Here is a 15211-nt window from a genome sequence, read left to right as displayed (position 1 = left end):
TCAGTAACGGCGCGCGGCCTTGTAGGGCCCGGCCTGGTCCACGGGGACCACCTTCACGGGCACCCCGAAGGTGGAGGCGTGCACCACATAGCCGTCGCCGACGTACATGCCGACGTGGCTGGCGTCGTCGTAGTAGATGATCAGGTCGCCGGGTCGCAGGTCCTTGCGATCGACCGGAGTGCCGCCGCCGAGCTGCGCCTCGCTGGACCGGGGCAACGTCTCGCCGGCCTGCTTGTAGGCCCACACCATCAGCCCGGAGCAGTCGAACTGCGACGGCCCCGTCGCACCCCAGACGTAGGGGTCGCCGATGCGGGTCAGCGCGGCCTGCACCGCCACCACCCACGGAGCCGTGCCCCGCGGGATCAGGGACCTGTCGAAGGTGATGTCGGGACCGCGCAGTGCCGCGAGCTGTTTGCCCGTCAGCGACTCGTACACGGCCTTGACCTGCGCGATGTTCAGCTGCAGATCGCTCTGCTTCGCCTGGAGCCCGGCTCGGGTCCTGTCGACGGCGGCGACCGCCGCCGACGCGCTCTCCCGAGCCTTCTCGGCCTGCGCTCGCGCTGTCGCGGCGGATGCGGACGCCGCGCGATAGGCGCGCACGTCGGCTGCAGTCTGTCGCGACAGCATCTCCAGGCCGGACATCTGGTCGAGCAGGGACTGCGGCGAGTCGGAGACGAGCACCGCGTACAGACGGTTCACGCGAGCCCCGCGGTACGAGGCCCGGACGAGGGTGTCCACCCGCGACTGCAACGCGTCGAGCCGTCCGGAGAGGGCGGCGAGCTGCTTGTTGGCCGAGGCCACGGCTGCGTCGGCCGATCGCAGCTCGGCCTGTCGGCGGTCGAGGTCGATCTGGGCGGAGTGCATCGCCTCGGAGGCCTTCTCCGCCTCACGTCCGAGAGAGGTGTAGCGGGCGAGGAGCTGGTCCGGACTCCGCGGGGCGGGGTCGGCGCCTGCAGGCCACGCCATGCAGAGCGCGACGACCCCGACGAGCAGTGCGGACAGACACGAGACGAGGGTGCGAGCGCCACGCTGTCCCACGATCACGACTACCGACTCACCCTCTGCATCTGTCCGTCCCGACGACCTCGTCGGTCGATCCGCGACCGTACCCCTGCCGCGATCAGTAGCGGCGCGCGGCGTAGAAGTCGACGCTCTTCAGGCTCGCCTTCGACACCGGTACGCCCTCGGTCAACGAGTGCACGATCGTGCCGTTGCCGACATAGATCCCGGCGTGCGATCCGCCGTTCATGATGATGACGTCACCCGGACGCAGGTCGGACTCGGCCACGGGGGTCCCGCCACCGAGCTGACCGTAGCTGTCACGCGGGATGGTCTTGCCGGCCTGCTTGTAGGACCAGTAGACGAGGCCGGAGCAGTCGAAGGCGCTCGGGCCCGCTGCGCCGTAGACGTACGGCGAACCGATGCGGGTGACGGCCGCGGACGCCGCGCGCTGCCCGATCGCACCGAGGCGCGGGTTCAGGTTCGGCGCCGCTTCGGGGCCCTTGGGCTTGGCCTTGAACTGCGGGGGGATCTGGTTCTGGGTGACGCCGGGGATCTCGAAGGTGCCGATGCCCGGCACGGTGATCGGGGCGGCGAGCGCCGGGCCTGCCCCTGTCGCCACTGCCCCCAGGGTGATGGCCCCCGTCAGGACGGCGCCCCGGGCGGTCTTCAGGCCGGTGTTACTGCTCTGTGCGCGGTGTTTCGCCACGTACGGGTTCTCCTCGGTTCTTCCTCGACCGCCGACCGGGTTAGCTGTCGGATTCGGGCCGGAAGAATGGCCCTACGCTGCGCACGCCGTCACCGACGCACGCAGAGATTCACCCCAATCGGACTGTGTCCGCGTTGATGGTTCCCCGGTTCACCCAGCTGGGTGATTGAGCGGTGACCCCCGGTCCGGCTCGGTGTGAGACCGGTGTGCCCGCAAGGTCTCGGAAAGGTTACGAAACCGTACGTCGATCTGTCCACCGCGACACGAGTCGACGGCGACCGCGTCGACGACTCGCCTCAGCCGGCGCGTCGGGAAGCGAGATCGGTTACGGTGGCACGCTTTTCGACGACGATGGGTGACCTGCGGGCCGACGGTCCCACGAGGCCCGCGTCCACGAGCGTCTCGATGGCGGCGCGGATGTCGTCGACCTCGACGGCCCGGGGGTCCTGGGCTGTGACGACGCCGTCATCGCTGATCACCGCGCTGCGCACCGGGATCAGGACGCCCATGATGCAGTCGCCACATGCCCGGGGGCGGCCGGGACAGGTGGCACAGTCGATGTGCATTGTGATCTCCGTCTCACTGGGGAATTCGTGTCCCGGCCGGCCGGGGCGGCTGTCGGGATCGGACGTCGTGGACGCTAGGGCCCACCACCGACAAGAACGGGGTCCGCGGCGATGTCGCAGGGTCGAACTAGTGTTCGCCTCATGCGTCACGCAGACCACAGGGGTTCGCCGGACACGGCCGTGCAGCTGACCCTGGACGCGGAGCCCTCACTGTTCGCCGAGACCTTCGTCATCGTCGACCTCGAGACGACCGGGGGCAGTCCCGCCCGCGACCGGATCACCGAGATCGGCGCCGTGAAGGTGCGTGGCGGTGAGGTGCTCGGCGAGTTCGCGACCCTCGTCGACCCGGGATGTGCGATACCGCCCCACATCGTGCGGCTCACCGGCATCACCGAGGCGATGATCTACCGGGCCCCGCCGATCGAGGAGGTCCTGCCCGCGTTCCTGGAGTTCGCCCGCGACGCCGTGATCGTCGCGCACAACGCCCGCTTCGACACCGGGTTCCTCAGGGCCGCGGCGGCGGCGCACGGGCACACCTTCGCGCCGCGACGTGTCCTGTGCACCGTGAAGATGGCGCGTCGGGTGCTGACGAAGGACGAGGCCCCGACGGTGAAGCTGTCCGCGCTGGCGCGTCTGTTCTCCGTGTCCACCACGCCCACCCACCGCGCACTCGACGACGCCCGCGCCACCGTGGAGGTGATGCACGCGCTCTTCGAACGGGTCGGCAACCTCGGGGTGGACACCTACCGCGAACTCGTCGACTTCCTGCCCGGCATCCCGGCGGCGCACCGTGCGAAGCGCTCGATGGTCGCGGGGCTGCCCAACCGCCCGGGCGTGTACCTGTTCCGCGGCCCGTCGGACGAGGTCCTCTACGTCGGCACCGCCACCGATCTGCGACGTCGCGCCGGGCAGTACTTCACCGGCGCCGAGACCCGCACACGGATGCGGGAGATGATCGCGCTGGCCACCCGTGTCGACCACGTGGAGTGCGCGCACCGCCTGGAGGCGGGCGTACGGGAGCTACGGCTGCTGGCCGCGCACCGACCCGCCTACAACCGCCGGTCGAAGGCGCAGCACGACGGATGGTGGGTCACGCTGACCGACGAGCCGTATCCGCGCCTGGCGGTGACGCGGACACCGCGGGAGGTCGCCGTCGGGCCGATCCGGTCCCGCGCCGACGCCCGCGAGGTCGCCGACCTGATCGCCGGGGTCTGCGGCCTGCGGACCTGTCGTCACCGGATACCCGCGTCCAGGCGGCACGAGTGTGCGGCCGGGCCCGACGGGAGACCACCGGTCGGCGGCTGCACCGCCGCGGGCACACCCCTCGACGTCGAGGGGTATCGGCCCGCCGTCGCCGCCGCCCGCGCGGTGATCACCGGTACCGACGACGCTCCGCTCGAGTCGGTGCTGACACGCATCGGACACCTCGCCGGCGTCGAGATGTTCGAGACCGCCGCGCGCCTGCGGGACCGGCTGGCCCTGACCCTCGGGGCCCTCGAGCGCTGTCAGCGCCTCACCGCCCTCTGCGCAGTCGCCGAGATGGTCGCGGCGCGCCCGGACGGGGCCGGTGGGTGGGAGTTGGTGGTGGTGCGTCACGGGCGACTCGCCGCCGCCGGTGTCGCGACGATCGGTGTCGCACCGGTCCCGGTGGCGCAGGCCCTGTGCGCGTCGGCCGAGACCGTCGTCCCCGACGTGGGGCCGCTGGCCGGTGCACCGTCGGAGGAGACCGCGCTGGTCTACCGCTGGCTGGTGGGATCGGATGTCCGCATCGTCTGCAGCACGGACCCGTTCGCCGTCCCCGCACGGTCGGCGGCGCGGTGGTCGCGATGGCGGGACACCGTCGCGCTCGCCCGCGACCGCGCACGCGAACTGCGCGGGGTCGACGACACGCCTCAGGTCACCCCGACCCCGACACCCCGCCGCCTACAGTTGACCGGGTGATCACGGCCATCGTCCTCATCTCGGCAGACGTCCACGCGATCGACGAGACGGCCCAGGCCGTCGCCGACGTCGACGGTGTGCGGGAGGTGTTCTCGTGTGCCGGTGACGTCGACCTGATCGCGATCGTGCGCGTCCGCGACCACGAGAGCGTCGCGAAGGTCGTCACCGGGACGATCAACAAGCTCGCGGGCGTGCGGCACACCGCCACCCACATCGCGTTCAAGGCGTACTCCAGCGCCGACGTCGACGCGGGGTTCGCCATCGGTGAGTGAGGCCCACGCCGTCGCCGACGGCTGAGTCCCTCAGGCCCGGAAGGCGGCCCAGCGGTCGAGCAGTGCCGCGGCCGACCCGTCGTCGATCGCAGCGGACATCCGGCGCAGCGCGTCCCGCAGACGTCCCTCGAGATCGTCCAGGGGCGCCTCCGACGAGAGCGCTGCCCCGGTGGACGCCAGATCGTGCGCGACGGCTGCGCCGGCCGCGTTGAGCAGGACCGCGTCCCGTACCGGTCCCGGCCGCCCCGCGAACACGTCCCGCGCGACCGCGGCGTTGCGATCGGCGTCGCCGCCGCGCAGGTCGGCCGGATCACAGAACGCGATGCCCAGTCTCCGGGGGTCGAGGTGCAGTTCCACGACACCGCCGGACGCCGCCACCCAGACCGTCGAGGTCGCCGTCGTCGTCAGTTCGTCGAGCCCATCGTCGCCGCGGGCCACCAGCACGGTGTCGCCGCGGTCGGCGAACGCCTGTGCCACGACCGGTGCCAGGTCCTCGAAGGCGCAGCCGACCAGACCCGCGCCCGGGCGGGCGGGGTTGGTGAGCGGACCCAACACGTTGAAGACGGTGGGGATGCCGATCTCCTTGCGCGGGGCGGAGGCGAACCGCAGCGCCGGGTGGAACACGGGCGCGAAGCAGAAGCCGATCCCGACCTCGGCCACACATCGCGCCACCCCGGCGGCGTCGAGAGTGATGTCGACGCCGAGGGACTCGAGGACGTCCGCACCGCCGCTGCGTGAGGTCTGGGCGCGGTTGCCGTGCTTGACCACGGGCACGCCGCTCGCCGCCACCACCACCGAGGCCATCGTCGAGATGTTCACCGTCTGCGCGCGATCGCCGCCGGTGCCTACGATGTCGACGGCGAGGCCCTCCACGGGCACGGTCACCGCGTGCGCCAGCATCTCGGCGGCCAACGCGGTCAGCTCCTCGGGCGCGGGCCCTTTGATCTTCAGCGCGATGCCGAACGCCGCGATCTGCGCCGGGGTGGCGGCGTCGGACATGATCTCGTTCATCGCCCACCGCGCGTCCGCGGGCGCGAGATCCCGACGCTGCGACAACGCACCCAGGACGGCCGGCCAGCTGGTGGGCGCGCTCTGTGCGGTGCTCATGGATGAGCAGCCTAGGCGGGGGCTAGCGGGGTGGACGCTGTCGCACCTGCCACCCGAGGACGGTCCCCTCGTGGCGGGCTCCGAGCCCGGCCATCCGCGACCGTTCCTGGGAGAGATGCAGTGCGTCGAGGAGCTGCGGTCGCGCCAACGCCACCAGTGACGCACCGGAGGGCACCGCACCGACCACGTCGTCCGGGACCGCGGACGGTTCGACACGCCGGTAGCCGTCCTGCGCCGCGGTCTCCTCGACCTCTCCCTCACGGCCTGCGGGCACCGTCACGAGGTGGGTCACGACGACCTCGTCGGCCTCCCTCCACCCGGAGTCGGCGAGGACCGACGAACTCGCCGCCGCGTCGTCGAAACTCTGCGCGACCAGCACCAGCGCGGGGTCGTCCAGGGGTGCGTCGGCCGCGTCGCCGCCGCGGCCGCCGAGGCGGCCCGCCCAGCGCTTCAGCACGCCGGGGCGCACCGTCTTGCCGTTGAGGTCTCGGGTCATGACCGGTGCTCCTGTTTCGTCGACGACATTTTCGGTACCCAGGTGGTCACGGGATACTACGAACCGTCATACTTCAGTCTGTGACTAGCGTTGCGGGTACCCAGGGCACGGCCATCACGTCGCGAGTGCACTCGCTGAACAGGCCGAACATGGTCAGCGTCGGCACCATCGTGTGGTTGTCCAGCGAGCTGATGTTCTTCGCGGGCCTCTTCGCGATGTACTTCGTGGCCCGCGCGAACTCGGGCGGCAACTGGCCCCCGGAGCCCACGAAGCTCAACCTCTTCCTCGCCATCCCCGTGACGGCGGTGCTGGTCCTGTCCTCGGTGACCTGCCAGATGGGCGTCTTCGCCGCCGAGCGCGGCGACGTCTTCGGCCTGCGCCGCTGGTACATCCTCACCTTCTTCATGGGCGCGTTCTTCGTGAGCGGTCAGGGCTACGAGTACTACCACCTGGTCCACGAGGGCACGACCCTGTCGTCGAGCGCCTACGGGTCGGTCTTCTACATGGCGACCGGGTTCCACGGCCTGCACGTCATCGGCGGCCTCGTCGCCTTCATATTCCTGCTGATCCGCACGCGGCTCAGCAAGTTCACGCCGGCACAAGCAACGGCCGCGATCGTCGTCTCGTACTACTGGCACTTCGTCGACATCGTGTGGATCGGCCTGTTCGCCACCATCTACTTCATCCGGTGAGCGCGGCCCGGTCAGCCCCGGTCCGCCCCCACCCGCTCCATTCGTCACGACCAGAGAGAGCAGAGATGAGTTCTTCTCCCCCGCCCGGGACCCCTCGGGCGACCGAGGCCCGGCGCGCGAAGGCCCGTCGCAAGCTGCGTCGTCGCGCCAGCGGTGCACTGCTCCTGCTGGCCGGGCTCGTCGTCGCCGGTGGCCTGGCCGCCGCGATCACACCCACGCCGCAGGTCGCCACGGCCGACGCGCAGTCGAACGCCGCCCTCATTCAGGACGGCAAGAAGCTCTACGAGACGTCGTGCATCACCTGTCACGGCAAGAACCTCGACGGTGTCCAGGACCGCGGTCCTTCGCTCGTCGGTGTCGGTGACGCGTCGGTGTACTTCCAGGTGTCCTCGGGCCGCATGCCCGCGGTCCGCGGCGAGGCCCAGGCCGCCCGCAAGCCACCGAAGTTCACCGAGAGCCAGGTCGACCAGCTCGGCGCCTACGTGCAGTCGGTCGGTGGCGGCCCCACCGTCGTCTACGAGAAGAACGCCGACGGCACCGTCAAGATGGAGAACGGCTACCCGGTCAAGGCACAGGGGTCGCTGCGCGGCAGCGACGTCGCCCTCGGCAGTGAGCTCTTCCGTCTGAACTGCGCCTCCTGCCACAACTTCACCGGTCGCGGTGGTGCTCTGTCCTCGGGCAAGTACGCGCCCAACCTCGACCCGGCCAACGAGCAGCAGATCTACACCGCCATGCTCAGCGGCCCGCAGAACATGCCGAAGTTCTCCGATCGCCAGCTCACGCCGGACGAGAAGAAGGACGTCATCGGCTACATCAAGTACGCCACCACGACCAACCCCCAGGGCGGGTACGCGCTCGGCGGCTTCGGCCCCGTGTCCGAGGGCATGGCCATGTGGGTCATCGGCGTCGTCGCCGTGGTCGCCTCGGCGATGTGGATTGGATCACGGTCATGAGCGACGAGACGACGACACCGGAGAAGACGGAGGGCACCAACCACCCCCCGACCTTCACCAAGGACCAGCTCGACAAGATGAGCAACGACGAGCTCGTCAAGCTCGGTACGAACCTCGACGGCGTGGAGATCATCCACCGCGTCGAGCGCTTCCCGACCCCGGGGACGAAGGCCGAGAAGCGCGCCGAGCGGTCGGTCGCCTTCTGGTTCACCGTCGCCGGTCTGTCCGCGCTCGCATGCTTCGTCATCTTCGCGTTCAACCACTGGGAGTTCGTCCTCCCCGACGAGAAGAACTACTTCCTGTACACGCTGAACACGCCGTTGCTCGGTGTGACGTTCGGTCTGTCGATCCTCGCGGTCGGCATCGGGCTGGTGCAGTACACGAAGAAGTTCATTCCCGAGGAGATCTCGGTGCAGGACCGCCACGACGGCGGCTCCAACGACATCGACCGCGCCACCACGACGGCGCTGCTCGCCAACGCGGGCACCACGTCGACGATCGGTCGTCGCAAGATGATCATCGGGTCGGCCGCGTTCGGTGTCGGGGCGTTCGCGTTCACCGGCGTCGTCGCCCTCCTCGGTGGCATCGTCAAGAACCCGTGGGCCAAGGGCAAGGACTCCGACCTCTGGCACACCGGGTGGTCGCCGATCTACAACGACCCGAAGACCCCGAACGAGACGGTGTTCCTCCGTCGCGACACCGGTGACCCCGCGCAGGTCGTCCTGGTCCGTCCCGAGGACCTCGACGCCGGCGCCATGGAGACCGTCTTCCCGTGGCGGCTCTCGGACGGCTTCGGTGCCACCGAGGAGTCCCGCGAGAAGCTGCGTCAGGGTCTGCGGGCCGTCCGTAACCCCGTCATGCTGATCCGCCTGCGTCCGACGGACACGGCGAAGCTGATCAAGCGTCAGGGCCAGGAGAGCTTCAACTACGGCGACTACATCGCCTACACCAAGGTCTGCTCGCACCTCGGGTGCCCGACCTCGCTGTACGAGCAGCAGACCAACCGGATCTTGTGCCCGTGCCACCAGAGCCAGTTCAACGCCCTGGAGTACGGCAAGCCTGTGTTCGGTCCCGCAGCGCGGGCACTGGCACAACTCCCGATCACGGTGAACAATCAGGGATACATGGTTGCAGCAGGCGACTACATAGAGCCTGTCGGACCGGCGTTCTGGGAACGCGGCCAAGGGAAGGACAAGCCATGAGTGCCATCGCTGACCGCGCGGCATCACAGGCGAACGAAGTCGACTCTCGATATCACGTCGCAGCAGGCCTGCGTCGGCAGATCAACAAGGTCTTCCCGACGCACTGGTCGTTCCTGCTCGGCGAGATCGCGCTGTACAGCTTCGTGATCCTGCTGATCTCGGGCGTCTACCTGACCCTCTTCTTCGACCCGTCGATGGCGGAGGTCACCTATCACGGGTCGTACCAGCCGCTGAACGGCGTGGAGATGAGCCGCGCGTACGCCACCGCTCTCGACATCTCGTTCGACGTGCGCGGCGGGTTGTTCGTCCGTCAGATCCACCACTGGGCGGCGCTGCTGTTCGCGGCCGCGATCATCGTCCACATGGCGCGCATCTTCTTCACCGGTGCGTTCCGTCGGCCCCGTGAGGCCAACTGGGTCATCGGTTGCGTGCTGCTGCTGCTGGCGATGTTCGAGGGCTTCTTCGGCTACTCGCTCCCCGACGACCTGCTCTCGGGCACCGGCGTCCGCGCCGCGATGTCGGGCATCGTCATGGGTATCCCGGTCGTCGGCACCTGGGTCCACTGGGCCCTGTTCGGTGGCGACTTCCCCGGCGACATCATCATCCCGCGCCTGTACATCCTCCACGTGCTGCTCTTCCCGGGGATCATCCTGGCGCTGATCGGCGCGCACCTGGCGCTGGTCTGGTACCAGAAGCACACCCAGTTCCCCGGCCCGGGCCGCACGGAGAAGAACGTCGTCGGCGTCCGCATCCTGCCGGTCTTCGCGGTGAAGTCGGGTGCGTTCTTCGCGGTGACCTTCGGCATCCTCGCGATCATGGCCGGCGTCCTGCAGATCAACCCGATCTGGACCATCGGCCCGTACAACCCGGCCCACGTGTCCGCCGGCTCGCAGCCGGACATCTACATGATGTGGACCGACGGCATGGCCCGGTTGATGCCCGCGTGGGAGATCTACTTCGGCAACACGTACACGATCCCGGCGATCTTCTGGGTCGTCGTCATCATCGGCGTGGTGGTCATGGCGATGATGGCCTACCCGTGGATCGAGAAGAAGCTCACGGGCGACGACGCACACCACAACCTGCTGCAGCGTCCGCGTGACGTCCCGGTCCGTACCGCGATCGGGGCGATGGCGCTGGCGTTCTACGTGGTGCTGACGCTGTCGTGCATGAACGACATCATCGCGCTCAAGTTCCACATCTCGCTGAACGCGACGACGTGGATGGGTCGCATCGGTCTCATCGTGGTGCCGCCGCTGGCGTACTACATCGCCTACCGCTGGGCGCTCGCTCTGCAGCGCAGTGACCGTGCGGTGCTCGAGCACGGCATCGAGACCGGCATCATCAAGCGGATGCCGCGCGGTGAGTACATCGAGGTGCATCAGCCGCTCGGCCCCGTCGACGGTCATGGTCACCCGATCCCGCTGCCGTACGAGGGTGCTGCACTGCCCAAGCGGATGAACAAGCTGGGCTCGGCCGGCTCTCCCGGTACCGGTTCACTCATGGTGGCCGATCCTCCGGAAGAGCAGCAGCTGGCCCGCGAGATCGAGCACGAGAACCATCGTGCCGAGCACGAGGCCCTCTCGAACCTTCAGTCGAAGGGCGGGCGCATGCTCGAGTGACCTTCCGGTCACACAGACACGACGGCGGCGGATCCACACGGATCCGCCGCCGTTGTCGTATCTGCCCCTCCCCTCCCCCATCGCGTCTGAGTCCGCACCGTCTGTTGGGCGGTAGGGACCGCTTATTGGGCGGTGGGGACCGCCCGTTGGGCGGCGGGAACATCCCGGCCGCCCAACGAACGTCTCCAACCGCCCACTCGACCGCCGTGGAGTTCGTCTGCTGGGCAGCAGGAACCCGTCAAGTGGGCGACAGAAACCGTCGAGTGGGCAGCAGGAATCGTCGGGTGGGCGGCAGGAGCTGTCGGGTGGGCAGTACAAGTCGTCGATTGGGCGCAGCAGGGGTGTTCCAACCGCCCAACGAACGCCTCCAACCGCCCGGTCGACGGGGTGGGCGGGAGCTACCAGGGATCTCCGGGGCGGTCGTCGATCGCCATCGTCGGGGTCTCGTCGTGGGCCGACGCGATCACCCATTCGTCTCCGTGGACCATGACGGAACCGCGTCCGTCTTGGGTCTCGACGACGTCGCCACCCGCTGATCGGACGGCCAATCGGCCACGCCACGTCACCCAACCGCTGTGTTCGTGGTCACTCACCAGAACGTCCACCGCGGCCATCAGTGCGACGCCCAGTCCCCGACGACGGGCGGACGCACCGACCGCGACAGCCTCGACGTAGCCGCAGGACAGTTCGCGACGGGCCATGGTGACCCGTCGCGGCACTACCGACGCGTGACCGACGAGCATGCCGCCGATGTCGGCGAGCAGGTGTGTCCCGCCGAGAGCGTGATCCCGGTCGTCGTCGGAGAAGTCACCGTCGAACGCGTCGTCCAGCAACAACCGCAGGGAGCACCGCAGATCGCGGCTCAGTTCGTCGGAAAACAGACGACGAAGGGCAGGTGCCTCCAAGCACCTGCCCTTCGTGAAGCGTCTGCGGTCAGTGCTTCTCAGGACCGACGTGGTACTCCATGACCAGTCCGCCGACCGTCCCGATGATGAACACCGCGCCGACGGCGACGAGCCAGAAGTTGGCGGTGGCCATCGCGACACCGAGGATCGCCGCACTGGCGGCGATCGAGATGGGCCACCAGCTACCGGGGCTGAAGAACCCGAGCTCGCCGGCGCCGTCCTCGACCTCGGCCTCCTCGTAGTCCTCGGGGCGGATGTCGACTCGACGCGCGACGAAGCGGAAGTACGTGCCGATGATGAGCGTCAGGCCGCCCGTCATCACCATGCCGGTCACGCCCACCCACTCGACGTTCTTGCTCGAGAGACCCGAGCAGACGCCGTAGATGATGGAGGCGCCGAAGAAGAAGACGGTCAGGACCTCGAAGAGGCGCGCTTCGATCTTCACTGTTGTGCTCCTACCGTGCAGCCGGCGATCGACGTGTCGGAGGCCGAGCCACCCTCGGCGATCGCACCGGTCTGGTCGTTGCTGTCGCGCCGGGTGTCGAACGGACGCGTGGTGACCGACACCGGTGTCTCACAGATGCTCTGCAGCGCCTGGGCGTTGGTGGCGTTGGGGTTCGCCGCCCGGTACGCGATGTAGCTGTCGAACTTGTCCTTGGACACCGCACGCACCTCGAAGTTCATCATCGAGTGGTACGTGCCGCACATCTCCGCACACCGCCCGACGAACGCACCGGTCCGGTCGATGGAGCTGACCTGCCACCGGTTGTCGGTGTGGTTCTGCTTCGGGAACGGCATGACGTCGCGCTTGAAGAGGAACTCCGGCACCCAGAACGAGTGGATGACGTCCGCCGCGGCCTGCTCGAACTCGATCCGCTCGCCGACCGGGAGGACCAGCACCGGGATCTCCGACGAGGTGCCGACGGTCTCGATGCGGTCGAACTTCAGGTAGTTGCGGATGTCGTCGTCACGACCGTTGGCGGGACCGGGGATCTCCTCGCCCTCCTTGTTGAGCTCCTTCTGCTGGAGCTCGTACGGGCTGCCGTTGCGCAGGAAGCCGTTGTAGGTCGAGCCGTCGGCCATCTCCACCGTGCGGTAGCCGAACTTCCAGTTCCACTGGAAGGCGGTGATGTCGACGACGACCTTCGGATCCGACTTCTTCGTCTCGACGTTGTTCTGCACGATGATCGTGAAGTAGAAGAGCACGGCGATGATGACGAACGGGATGGCCGTGTAGGTCAGCTCCAGCGGCACGTTGTACGCGGTCTGACGCGGGAACTCGTCCTCGGCGGTGGCCTTCGAGCCACGCTTGCGACGGTGGAACGTGATCGTCCAGAACGTCAGCGCCCACACGATGATGCCCATGACGAGGGCGGCGATGACCGACCACGTCCACAGGTGCCGCATGTCCTCGGCCTCGGGGGTGATGCCCTCCGGCCACCCGAACCGCATCGCCTCCTTGGCGGAACACCCCGACATCAGCAGCGCGGTCAGCCCCAGGACGACGACGGCCCCGATCTGCTTGAACCGGCGGCGGCCGGGGGGAGTCGTCCGTCGGGACTGTTCTCCGTGAGTCACCATCCACGCCTTCCGCATGTGAAACCACCACTGGGCGTGGGCACGCGCCGCCTGCGCGGCACGCACCCATGTACTACGCAGCGTAGACCAACCCGGGCCGGTGTCCGTGATCGGGGTTTGCCCACCGTGGCGGTGGTCGAGCAGCCCCGGACAGGTGCGGCATACTCGACGACCGGCGGAGGAGTCCCGACGCCGACAGCCGCTGGACGACGACGGATCGGAGGGCGCACGCATGTGCGGGCTCGTGGGATTGCTGACCTCCGACCGAACAGGGGCACGCGCCGCGGAGGATCTCCCGGACGCCGTGCACTGCATGCGTCACCGGGGTCCCGACGAGCCGGGCGGCACCTGGAACGACGACGACATCGCGTTCGGGTTCAACCGCCTCTCGTTCATCGACATCGAGCACTCCCACCAGCCCCTGCGCTGGGGTCCGCCGGAGTCCCCGGAGCGCTACGCCCTCGTCTACAACGGCGAGGTCTACAACTACCTCGAGCTGCGCGAGCAGCTGCAGCGTGACCACGGTGCCGTCTTCCACACCGAGGGCGACGGTGAGGCCGTCGTCGCGGCGTTCCACCACTGGGGCGCCGACTGCGTGCGCCGCCTGCGCGGGATGTTCGCGTTCGCGATCTGGGACACCGAGACCCGCATGGTGTTCCTCGCCCGGGACCAGTTCGGCATCAAGCCGCTGTTCCTCGCGACCGGGCCGGGCGGGACGGTGTTCGCCAGCGAGAAGAAGAGCGTCCTGAGCCTGCTGTCGACCGTCGGACTCGGCACCGACCTCGACCTGCGGGCCGTCGAGCACTACACCGTCCTGCAGTACGTCCCCGAGCCCGAGACGCTGCACCGCGACATCACCCGGCTCGAGTCGGGGTGTCACGCGACGGTGAGCCCGGGTGAGCCGCCCAGGATCGAGCGCTACTTCACCCCGAAGTTGATCGCGTCGCCGGTTCCGGCCGGCGGTGAGCAGGCCCGCTACGACCGCATCGCGGAGGTCCTCTCGGACTCGGTGGCCAAGCACATGCGGGCCGACGTGACCGTCGGCTCGTTCCTGTCGGGCGGCATCGACTCCACGGCGATCGCGGCGCTGGCCATCCGCCACAACCCCGACCTGATCACCTTCACCACCGGGTTCGAGCGGGAGGGCTACTCCGAGGTCGACGTCGCCGCGGAGTCGGCCGAGGCGATCGGTGCGCGCCACGTCGTCAAGGTCGTCAGCCCGGCCGAGTTCGCCGCGTCGATCCCCGAGATCGTCTGGTACCTCGACGATCCCGTCGCCGACCCGGCGTTGGTGCCGCTGTATTTCGTCGCCAAGGAGGCCCGCAAGCATGTCAAGGTGGTGCTGTCGGGCGAGGGCGCCGACGAACTGTTCGGCGGGTACACGATCTACCGGGAGCCGTTGTCGCTCAAACCGTTCGACCGTCTCCCCCGGGGTCTGCGCCGATCCGCGGGTCGGTTGTCGGAACGCATCCCGGAGGGGACGCGCGGCAAGAGCCTGCTGCATCGCGGGTCGATGACGCTCGAGGAGCGCTACTACGGCAACGCCCGCAGCTTCGACGACGCGCGACTGCGTGCCGTGCTCAAGACCTACCGCCCGGAGTGGACCCACACCGACGTCACCGCGGACATCTACGCGCAGACGCAGGGGTGGGATCCGGTGGCACGAATGCAGCACATCGACCTGTTCACCTGGCTGCGCGGCGACATCCTCGTCAAGGCGGACAAGATGACGATGGCCAACTCACTCGAACTGCGGGTGCCGTTCCTCGACCCCGAGGTGTTCGAGGTCGCACGCCAGCTGTCCACGGACGAGAAGCTCTCCCACGGCACCACCAAGTACGCGTTGCGCCGTGCGCTCGAGCAGATCGTCCCGGCACATGTCCTGCATCGCAAGAAGCTCGGATTCCCCGTGCCGCTGCGGCATTGGCTCGCCGGCACCGAGTTGTACGACTGGGCACGCGAGACGATCGCGGCGTCGGGCGCCGGACACATCATCGACCTCCCCGCGGTGTCGGCGATGCTCGACGAGCACCGTGCCGGCACGGTCGACAACAGCCGACGACTCTGGACGGTCCTGGTGTTCCTCGTGTGGCACGGCATCTTCGTCGAGGAGCGCATCACCCCGGACATCGCCGACCACACGTACCCCGTACGGCTCTAGGCCGCACG

General features: G+C 68.7%; 15 protein-coding genes and 1 riboswitch. Of the genes, 7 read left to right on the top strand and 8 right to left on the bottom strand.

What is annotated here, in order from left to right; all coding sequences use genetic code 11:
- The 3 genes from LX14_RS17995 to LX14_RS17985 all read right to left on the bottom strand — a co-directional run bounded on the left by LX14_RS17995 (position 1) and on the right by LX14_RS17985 (position 2199).
- Positions 1 to 1038 (bottom strand): C40 family peptidase, encoded by a 1038-nt coding sequence (locus LX14_RS17995; RefSeq protein ID WP_372505456.1) that lies wholly within the window; start codon positions 1036 to 1038, stop codon positions 1 to 3.
- Between the two features lie 82 nt (positions 1039 to 1120).
- A complete protein-coding gene (locus LX14_RS17990) occupies positions 1121 to 1708 on the bottom strand; it encodes a C40 family peptidase (protein ID WP_253648748.1) in 588 nt (195 codons plus the stop codon).
- A 14-nt stretch (positions 1709 to 1722) separates the two neighbouring features.
- Positions 1723 to 1891: riboswitch (cyclic di-AMP (ydaO/yuaA leader) on the bottom strand.
- A gap of 113 nt (positions 1892 to 2004) precedes the next feature.
- Positions 2005 to 2199 carry a hypothetical protein gene (locus LX14_RS17985; protein WP_253648747.1) on the bottom strand — a complete coding sequence of 65 codons (195 nt, stop codon included), beginning with the start codon at positions 2197 to 2199 and terminating at the stop codon, positions 2005 to 2007.
- Between the two features lie 216 nt (positions 2200 to 2415).
- On the opposite strand from LX14_RS17985, the gene LX14_RS17980 reads away from it, so the two are divergent.
- Together LX14_RS17980 and LX14_RS17975 are read left to right on the top strand one after the other, a co-directional pair.
- A complete protein-coding gene (locus LX14_RS17980) occupies positions 2416 to 4215 on the top strand; it encodes a DEDD exonuclease domain-containing protein (RefSeq protein ID WP_253648746.1) in 1800 nt (599 codons plus the stop codon).
- Positions 4212 to 4487 carry an Lrp/AsnC family transcriptional regulator gene (locus LX14_RS17975; protein WP_253648745.1) on the top strand — a complete coding sequence of 92 codons (276 nt, stop codon included), beginning with the start codon at positions 4212 to 4214 and terminating at the stop codon, positions 4485 to 4487. Before LX14_RS17980 ends, LX14_RS17975 begins: the two co-directional genes overlap by 4 nt.
- Before the next feature lie 30 nt (positions 4488 to 4517).
- Here LX14_RS17975 and trpD read toward each other — a convergent pair whose 3' ends face one another.
- Both trpD and LX14_RS17965 read right to left on the bottom strand, forming a co-directional pair.
- Positions 4518 to 5594 (bottom strand): anthranilate phosphoribosyltransferase, encoded by a 1077-nt coding sequence (gene trpD, locus LX14_RS17970; RefSeq protein ID WP_253648744.1) that lies wholly within the window; start codon positions 5592 to 5594, stop codon positions 4518 to 4520.
- Between the two features lie 22 nt (positions 5595 to 5616).
- Positions 5617 to 6090: a hypothetical protein gene (locus tag LX14_RS17965; protein ID WP_253648743.1), complete on the bottom strand. Its 474-nt coding sequence runs from the start codon at positions 6088 to 6090 to the stop codon at positions 5617 to 5619.
- A gap of 80 nt (positions 6091 to 6170) precedes the next feature.
- On the opposite strand from LX14_RS17965, the gene ctaE reads away from it, so the two are divergent.
- The 4 genes from ctaE (at position 6171) to qcrB (ending at position 10559) form a co-directional block, all read left to right on the top strand.
- Entirely contained in the window at positions 6171 to 6782 is a 612-nt protein-coding gene (gene ctaE / locus LX14_RS17960) for an aa3-type cytochrome oxidase subunit III (protein ID WP_253648742.1), read from the top strand.
- A 65-nt stretch (positions 6783 to 6847) separates the two neighbouring features.
- Positions 6848 to 7735 (top strand): cytochrome bc1 complex diheme cytochrome c subunit, encoded by an 888-nt coding sequence (gene qcrC / locus LX14_RS17955; protein ID WP_253648741.1) that lies wholly within the window; start codon positions 6848 to 6850, stop codon positions 7733 to 7735.
- Entirely contained in the window at positions 7732 to 8937 is a 1206-nt protein-coding gene (gene qcrA, locus LX14_RS17950) for a cytochrome bc1 complex Rieske iron-sulfur subunit (RefSeq protein WP_253648740.1), read from the top strand. Before qcrC ends, qcrA begins: the two co-directional genes overlap by 4 nt.
- Entirely contained in the window at positions 8934 to 10559 is a 1626-nt protein-coding gene (qcrB, locus tag LX14_RS17945; RefSeq protein WP_253648739.1) for a cytochrome bc1 complex cytochrome b subunit, read from the top strand. Before qcrA ends, qcrB begins: the two co-directional genes overlap by 4 nt.
- Before the next feature lie 398 nt (positions 10560 to 10957).
- On the opposite strand, the gene LX14_RS17940 is transcribed toward qcrB, so the two are convergent.
- The 3 genes from LX14_RS17940 to ctaC are packed head-to-tail and all read right to left on the bottom strand — an operon-like array spanning position 10958 to position 13045.
- Positions 10958 to 11464, bottom strand: a complete 507-nt coding sequence (locus LX14_RS17940) for a GNAT family N-acetyltransferase (RefSeq protein ID WP_253648738.1) — start codon at positions 11462 to 11464, stop codon at positions 10958 to 10960.
- Positions 11465 to 11492: 28 nt separating this feature from the next.
- Complete coding sequence (locus tag LX14_RS17935) at positions 11493 to 11909, bottom strand: cytochrome c oxidase subunit 4 (RefSeq protein ID WP_253648737.1); 417 nt, start codon at positions 11907 to 11909, stop codon at positions 11493 to 11495.
- Positions 11906 to 13045, bottom strand: coding sequence for an aa3-type cytochrome oxidase subunit II (ctaC, locus tag LX14_RS17930; RefSeq protein ID WP_253648736.1), 1140 nt, complete (start codon positions 13043 to 13045; stop codon positions 11906 to 11908). Before ctaC ends, LX14_RS17935 begins: the two co-directional genes overlap by 4 nt.
- A gap of 229 nt (positions 13046 to 13274) precedes the next feature.
- Here ctaC and asnB point away from each other — a divergent pair, with 229 nt between their 5' ends.
- On the top strand, positions 13275 to 15203 hold the full coding sequence (gene asnB / locus LX14_RS17925; protein WP_253648735.1) for an asparagine synthase (glutamine-hydrolyzing): 1929 nt from the start codon (positions 13275 to 13277) through the stop codon (positions 15201 to 15203).
- The last annotated feature ends 8 nt before the right edge of the window (positions 15204 to 15211 follow it).

Source organism: Williamsia deligens, assembly GCF_024171765.1.
GTDB lineage: Bacteria > Actinomycetota > Actinomycetes > Mycobacteriales > Mycobacteriaceae > Williamsia_A > Williamsia_A deligens.
Note: the sequence above shows the minus strand (reverse complement) of the source record. Positions and strands in the feature narration are given on the sequence as shown.